Annotated in this window: 6 protein-coding genes; 4 read left to right on the plus strand and 2 right to left on the minus strand. The window is 65.0% G+C overall.

Annotated features, from left to right (window positions below; all coding sequences use genetic code 11):
* Window positions 1-1,024: HAMP domain-containing protein (locus tag WA317_RS02345; protein WP_425171505.1), on the minus strand; the 1,024-nt coding region annotated here is incomplete at its 3' end.
* Window positions 1,025-1,073: 49 nt separating this feature from the next.
* Between WA317_RS02345 and nucS the strand changes: the two genes are divergently transcribed.
* Both nucS and WA317_RS02355 read left to right on the plus strand, forming a co-directional pair.
* Window positions 1,074-1,745, plus strand: coding sequence for an endonuclease NucS (nucS, locus tag WA317_RS02350; protein ID WP_425171506.1), 672 nt, complete (start codon window positions 1,074-1,076; stop codon window positions 1,743-1,745).
* Window positions 1,746-1,767: 22 nt separating this feature from the next.
* Window positions 1,768-2,064 (plus strand): hypothetical protein, encoded by a 297-nt coding sequence (locus WA317_RS02355; protein WP_425171507.1) that lies wholly within the window; start codon window positions 1,768-1,770, stop codon window positions 2,062-2,064.
* 18 nt (window positions 2,065-2,082) lie between these two features.
* Here WA317_RS02355 and mce read toward each other — a convergent pair whose 3' ends face one another.
* Window positions 2,083-2,550, minus strand: a complete 468-nt coding sequence (mce, locus tag WA317_RS02360; RefSeq protein ID WP_425171508.1) for a methylmalonyl-CoA epimerase — start codon at window positions 2,548-2,550, stop codon at window positions 2,083-2,085.
* A gap of 80 nt (window positions 2,551-2,630) precedes the next feature.
* Here mce and WA317_RS02365 point away from each other — a divergent pair, with 80 nt between their 5' ends.
* Window positions 2,631-3,812 carry an acetyl-CoA C-acetyltransferase gene (locus WA317_RS02365; RefSeq protein WP_425171509.1) on the plus strand — a complete coding sequence of 394 codons (1,182 nt, stop codon included), beginning with the start codon at window positions 2,631-2,633 and terminating at the stop codon, window positions 3,810-3,812.
* Between the two features lie 181 nt (window positions 3,813-3,993).
* On the plus strand, window positions 3,994-4,886 hold an 893-nt coding region (locus WA317_RS02370; RefSeq protein ID WP_425171510.1), incomplete at its 3' end, for a tetratricopeptide repeat protein.

A 4,886-nucleotide genomic window follows, 5' to 3' on the forward strand; every position in this document is an offset into this window, starting at 1 on the left:
CGACCTCCCGCCCGACGTGACGGCCGAACAGGTCTCGCACCCGTTCACGCTCCCGCAGGCCGCTGACCATCGCGTTGAAACCACTCTGCAGCTCACCGAGTTCTGTTCCGTCGAACACCACCAGGTCGCCGCGCAGATTTCCCTGTTCGACGCGCTTGAGCGCGGCGCGAACCATGCGTACCGGTGTCGCGATAAGCCACGACAAGATCCACATCAGCAGAAATCCGAAGACAAGCGTTGCCATGGCGATGATCAGCACCGCCACCCCGAGCTGGGTTTCGGTGAGATCCCGCAGTGCCAGCGAGAAGATCGCGGTGAGGGCGATGCCCACGACGGGCAAACCTGAGCCAAGCGTCCAAACTGCCATGGTGCGGCCCATGATGCCCGGCGCCAGCCGTCGCGGCGGCGGCCCCGCATCGAGGGCCTGGGCGGCCACCGGGCGCAAGGCGAACTCAGTGAACAAATAGCAGGCGGTGGCGACCAGAACACCGCAGAAGCTGACCGAGAACAGTTCTTGGGGAATGAACAGTGTGTTGGCCAGGCCGTAAAGCGTCGTCATCAACGCCGCGCCGAGACCCCACAAGATCAGAGTGACGATCGCTACTCGCAGTGGGGCCAGGAAGGTGTTGCGCTCGTCGGCCCGGGTGGGCTTGCGTTCTTCGATCGACCATCGCAGGGTGGTCACGGTCCGGCGGGTGATCCAATAGGTGCCGACCGCCCCTGCGCTCAAGATGTAGGCGGGCACCACCCCGAAGGTGACCCACTTTGGCGCGTCGGTGATGACGCTTGGGACTGGGAAAGCGACCGTGACCAGCAGCACTGCCACGCCGACCCCGACGACATTCGCCTGAACCATGCCGATGGTCAGGATCGTCTGGATGCGGATCCGCCGGCGGCTCTGGCTTTCCGACACCCGCCCCAGCAGCCAGGAGCCATACGCCGGTGTCTCCGTCAGCCGCCCGCTCTGCTGGGTCACTCGTTCCAGCACTCGACCCAGGCGCTGGGATATCGTCGGCGCGGCCATGGTGTCGTCAGCCTAATTCGTCCGAGCCCGCGGCCCTAAGGTGAGTCGCGTGCGTCTAGTCATCGCCCAGTGCACCGTCGATTACGTCGGGCGGCTGACGGCCCATCTGCCGTCCGCGCGCCGGCTGCTGCTGTTCAAGGCGGACGGCTCGGTCAGCGTGCACGCCGACGACCGGGCCTATAAACCGCTGAACTGGATGAGTCCGCCGTGCCGGCTGATCGAGGACGTCGACGGGCCGGTGCCGGTGTGGGTGGTGGAGAACAAAGCGGGCGAGCAGTTGCGTATCACCGTCGAGCGGATCGAGCATGACTCCAGCCACGATCTGGGCATCGACCCCGGGCTGGTCAAAGACGGCGTCGAAGCACATCTGCAGGCGTTGCTCGCTGAGCACGTCGAGCTGCTGGGCGCCGGATACACCCTGGTGCGCCGTGAGTACATGACCGCTATCGGTCCGGTTGACTTGCTGTGCCGCGACCAACAGGGTCGTTCGGTTGCCGTCGAGATCAAGCGCCGTGGCGAGATCGACGGCGTCGAGCAGCTGACCCGGTATCTGGAACTGCTCAACCGCGACAGTTTGCTCGCACCGGTCAGCGGGGTGTTCGCCGCACAGCAGATCAAACCGCAGGCGCGCACCCTGGCCACCGACCGCGGCATCCGTTGCCTGGTACTGGATTACGACGAGATGCGCGGCATGGACAGCGACGACTACCGCCTGTTCTGATCTGCCCGACTACACTGACTGCGTGGCGCGCCGCCGAAATCCGGCAGCTCGGCAACAGCCGTTTCGGCCGTTGCCGGTAGTGCCTCGGCTCGAAATCGGGCCGGACGGCTACGAATACGAAGTGCGGCCGATCGCTGCCGCCCGAGCGGGTAAAACATACCGCTGTCCAGGCTGTGACCATGAGATCCGCTCCGGCACAGCACATCTGGTCGCGTGGCCGGCTGACTCACCGCAAGCCGGAATCGACGATCGGCGGCATTGGCACACACCTTGCTGGTCCAACCGCACGACACGCAGTCCGACCCGCAAGTGGTCGTGAAGTAATTCTGCGCCCGTCCTAGCCCTGCGCCGGTTCGACGAGCTCGATCAACACCCCGCCGGCACTTTTGGGATGAATGAAGTTTATCCGGGAGTTCGCCGTGCCGCGGCGGGGACTGTCGTAAAGCAGTCGAACGCCTTGCTCGCGAAGCCGCTCGCTAAGAGCCTCGAGATCGCTGACCCGGTAGGCCATCTGCTGAATGCCGGGACCGCGCTTGTCCAGAAACTTCGCGATCGCCGAGGACTCGTCGAGCGGGGCCATCAGCTGCACCTGAGCGCCGCCACCGCGGGCGCCGCGCACCGACAACATCGCCTCGCGGATACCCTGGTCCTCGTTGACTTCCTCGTGCACCAAGATCATTCCGAGGTGCTCGTGATACCACGCGATTGCCGCATCCAGGTCGGCCACCGCGATGCCCACGTGATCGACCGCCGTAACCAGCGAGGTAGACAGTGCCCGACGGACGTCGACGTGATCGGTGGTCATATCGCCACGGTAACCTGAGAAAAAAGACTGCGCTTCTCGATCGGTCTTAAAGGCCGTCTGCGCCCGCGCTGGAGGTATTGATGACGACGTCGGTGATAGTTGCTGGAGCACGCACCCCTATCGGCAAACTGATGGGTTCGCTGAAGGATTTCTCGGCCAGTGATCTGGGCGCCATCGCGATTGCGAGCGCGCTGGAGAAGGCCAAGGTGTCGCCCGCCGAGGTGCAGTACGTGATCATGGGCCAGGTGCTGACCGCCGGCGCCGGTCAGTTGCCCGCCCGGCAAGCCGCTGTGGCGGCCGGCATCGGGTGGGACGTCCCGGCAATGACAATCAACAAGATGTGTCTGTCGGGTCTGGACTCCATCGCTCTGGCCGACCAGCTCATTCGCGCCGGGGAGTTCGACGTGGTGGTGGCCGGCGGCCAGGAGTCCATGACGAAGGCTCCACATCTGCTGATCGACAGCCGGGCCGGATACAAGTACGGCGATGTGACCGTCGTAGACCACATGGCCTACGACGGCCTGCATGACGTGTTCACTGACCAGCCGATGGGTGCACTGACCGAGCAGCGCAACGAGGTCGACCAGTTCACTCGGGCAGAACAGGACGAGTACGCCGCGCGGTCGCATCAGAAGGCCGCGGCGGCATGGAAAGACGGTGTTTTCGCCGACGAAGTGGTGCCGGTCACCATTCCGCAGCGCAAAGGTGATCCACTGCAGTTCAACGAGGACGAGGGAATTCGCGTCAATACCACTGCCGAATCGCTGGCCGGGCTCAAGCCGGCGTTTCGCCGGGACGGCACGATCACGGCCGGCTCGTCGTCGCAGATCTCCGATGGTGCGGCCGCTGTCGTCGTGATGAGCAAGGAGAAAGCGCAGGCGCTGGGCCTGACTTGGCTGGTTGAGATCGGAGCCCACGGCGTGGTGGCCGGTCCGGATTCCACCCTGCAGTCGCAGCCCGCCAAGGCGGTGAAGAAAGCTGTCGACCGGGAGGGCATCACCGTTGAGCAACTCGATGTCATCGAGATCAACGAGGCTTTCGCCGCGGTAGCTCTGGCGTCGACCAGGGAGCTCGGCGTCAACCCGGACGTCGCCAACGTCAACGGTGGTGCCATTGCGGTCGGCCACCCGATCGGCATGTCGGGGGCGCGCATCGTGCTGCATGTGGCTCTTGAGTTGGCCCGCCGAGGCTCCGGTTACGGGGTGGCGGCGCTGTGTGGCGCCGGTGGTCAGGGCGACGCGCTGGTGTTGCGGGCCGGTTAGACCCCGTCGCCGACAAAGCTACTGTTCAGTACGTTGTCAAGCGACTGACTGGTACGTGTTCCTTTCGACTTTGCTGGCGCCACGCCGCTGGGTCTGATGTGATCTTCGCCATAACTGGTGAGTAACATTGGTGGGCAACCGCATTGCTCGTCATTTCCAGCGGCATGACAAACTTGTCGACGTGACGCGTCCACGACCTCCAATTGGCCCTGCCTTGGCCGGGGCGGTCGACCTGTCCGGCCTCAAGCAACGTGCTCAGCAGAACACCCGGCCCGGCGCTGACCCGGACGAGGCGGTGTCAGCTGAGCAATTCGGCACTGAGATCACCGAAGCCAATTTCGAAGACGAGGTGCTGGTTCGGTCTCAACATATTCCAGTCGTGGTGTTGTTGTGGACGCCGCGCAGCGAGGCCTGCGTGCAACTGGCCGACATTCTGTCCGGTCTGGCCGCCGCCGACAACGGTAAGTGGTCAATGGCCACCGTCGACGTCGAGACGGCGCCGCGGGTGGCGCAGATCTTCGGCGTGCAGCGGATCCCGACAGTCGTGGCGCTGGCGGCCGGTCAGCCGCTGAGCAGTTTCGAGGGTGTCCAGCCGGCCGAGCAGTTGCGGGGCTGGCTCGACTCGCTGCTGTCCGCGACAGCCGGCAAGCTCAGCGGCGCAGCCGGTTCCAACGAAGCGGAGATCGACCCGGCGCTGAGCCAAGCCCGCGAGCAGCTGGAGGCCGGCGACTTCGCTGCCGCGCTCAGCTCGTATCAGACCATCCTGGATGCGGACCCGAACCATGCCGAAGCCAAGGGCGCGATCCGCCAGATCGAATTCTTGACACGCGCAACAGCGCAACGGCCTGACGCCGTCGCGATGGCCGACGCGGCCCCGGGTGACATCGCGGCCGCGCTGGCGGCTGCCGACGTGCAGATCGTCAACCAGGACGTGGGGGCGGCCTTCGACCGCCTGGTGGCTTTGGTACGACGGACATCCGGTGATGAGCGCACAACCGTGCGCACCCGCCTCATCGAACTGTTCGAGCTTTTCGACCCGGCTGACCCTGATGTGGTCGCGGGCCGCCGCAACCT

Source organism: Mycobacterium sp., assembly GCF_049802695.1.
GTDB lineage: Bacteria > Actinomycetota > Actinomycetes > Mycobacteriales > Mycobacteriaceae > Mycobacterium.